This window comes from Eudoraea sp. (genome assembly GCF_049665975.1).
Taxonomy (GTDB): Bacteria; Bacteroidota; Bacteroidia; order Flavobacteriales; family Flavobacteriaceae; genus Eudoraea.
This window is the reverse complement of the sequence record NZ_JBATGR010000093.1, coordinates 1-2,046: the sequence shown is the minus strand read 5'-3', so window position 1 is coordinate 2,046 and position 2,046 is coordinate 1. Positions and strand designations below refer to the sequence as shown.

General features: G+C 36.1%; 2 protein-coding genes. One reads left to right on the top strand and one right to left on the bottom strand.

Going from position 1 to position 2,046, the window contains the following annotated elements; translation table 11 throughout:
- Positions 1 to 1,041, top strand: a 1,041-nt coding sequence (gene rodA, locus WBN20_RS03805; RefSeq protein ID WP_424280758.1) for a rod shape-determining protein RodA, incomplete at its 5' end; no start/stop codon positions are given.
- Here rodA and WBN20_RS03800 read toward each other — a convergent pair.
- Positions 1,038 to 1,859: a DNA/RNA non-specific endonuclease gene (locus WBN20_RS03800; protein WP_424280757.1), complete on the bottom strand. Its 822-nt coding sequence runs from the start codon at positions 1,857 to 1,859 to the stop codon at positions 1,038 to 1,040. The genes rodA and WBN20_RS03800 overlap by 4 nt on opposite strands.
- Between the last annotated feature and the right edge of the window lie 187 nt (positions 1,860 to 2,046).

Below are 2,046 nucleotides of genomic sequence, written 5' to 3'. Positions count from 1 at the left end.
ATAATTTCTATGGTCCTTCTTTTAGGCCTTTTTGTCTTTGGCAAGACCATTGCCGGAGCAACTTCATGGTACAACCTGGGATTTTTTAATTTTCAACCTTCTGAGCTGGCCAAAGTTGCCACCGCTTTAGCTTTAGCTAAGTATTTAAGTGATATTCAAACAGATATTAAAAACCGGAAAGATCAATATTATTCTTTTTTAATTATTTTAATTCCGGCCTTTTTAATTATTCCACAACCAGATCCGGGCAGTGCGTTAGTATTTTTCTCCCTGATCTTTGTCCTTTTCAGAGAGGGGTTACCACTTTTTTATCTGGGGCTTGCCATTTTAGCCGTCGTAGTTTTTATTACCACTTTAATGTTCGGTACAATTTGGTTAGGTATTGCCCTGGCTCTAATAATTGCTCTTTTTCTCTTACTGAAGAGAGCCTCTTTTAAAGTTCCTATCTTGCCATTAATAACGGTTTTTGTTGTTGCAATAGCCTTTTCTTTGTCTGTAAATTTTGTTTTTAATAATGTATTTGAGCAACGTCACCGAGACAGATTCAGTCTTTGGCTTCGGTTGGAAAAAGATCCCAATAAGCTCGAAGAAATTCGAAAAACCATAGGATATAATACGTACCAATCTGAAAAGGCTATCGAATCTGGTGGATTCTTTGGCAAAGGCTTTTTAGAAGGCACCAGAACAAAGGGCGATTTTGTGCCTGAACAGCATACAGATTATATTTTTAGTACTGTGGGTGAAGAGTGGGGGTTTCTGGGTACAACAATCGTTGTTATTCTCTTTACATTGCTGCTTTTACGACTTGTCTATCTGGCCGAAAGACAAAAAAACAGTTTCAGCCGAATGTATGGATACGGAGTAATATCTATACTGCTGATCCATTACTTTATCAATATTGGAATGGTCATTGGCGTACTCCCGACAATTGGTATTCCATTACCTTTCTTCAGTTACGGAGGATCCGGCCTTCTAGGGTTTACAATTCTTTTATTTATATTTCTGAAATTAGATGCGAACAGGTTAAATGAGTGGGGCTAGAATTTCCAATGCTTTTTATTTATACTACGTTCCAGGCGTGATTCGATATTTTCATCCATTTTACTAAAAAAATCTATCCCGCTTAGCTCCTCCAAATCATCTACGCTCACCAAAAAATTACTAAGTGATTCCTTTGTGTCCTTATGAGGAATTAGAAAAGCAAGAACTTTTATATCCCTCCCATCTTCTTTGACTACAATTTTATAATACCTTTTGGGGACTGCCACATCTTCTTCTCCAATCGTCGGAAGGTCTTTTTCCAGAATACCTCCAGTAATTATATACAGGTTTCCATATTGCTTACTCCAGCTCCTTATCTTCCTTTCCAATTCGTTCCATATCCCCGAATTAAAATCATTCTTTTGAGGTGCAATGTTGCTGGTATAAAAAGTTTCATTATAGGCATAAACTGAAAACCTTCTGTCTCCTGCCGGACAAAGATGCCCCCTGTCATATCCGGAGCCTTTATAATTTCTCCAATCAGCAGATTTAGTGCTTACTTTAGGGTCTTCAATATAATCAGGACGATCCCTGTCGTCATAGGTAAGATGACTTCGATTTAGAACGTAAGCTACCCATTCGGCCTGTTCATAACGTTCCTTATAAGAAAGAATATAATTACTGTGAACCACTATTTCTCCAGAAGTTGAAGCTGGTAATATTTTATCCGGCACTTCAGAAGTTAAAACATCATTAGTGGGGGCGGAATACAAATCGGGAGTATAAAAATTCTCAAACAGCCAAAAACCTACTATACAAAGGATCAACAAAGAAATATAAATATTTCTGTTGGTTCTTCGTGATCTGCTTTGCATCATAGATCAAATTTAGTTTAATTTCACTGAATATTATATTGCATAGATTGTAAGTTTGAAGCAATAAATCCGACAAAAATTACTTATTTTCCCTTTCAGGGAATTTATAAAATTTTAGAAAAATTAAATTTGAAATACTCACTATAAATATAATATGATGTTGACTTGGAAAAACATAATGAGCTTTACG

Excerpts from the sequence above, each read along its gene's own strand:
- WBN20_RS03800 (WP_424280757.1), bottom strand. The coding sequence starts at position 1,859 with ATGATGCAAAGCAGATCACGAAGAACCAACAGAAATATTTATATTTCT.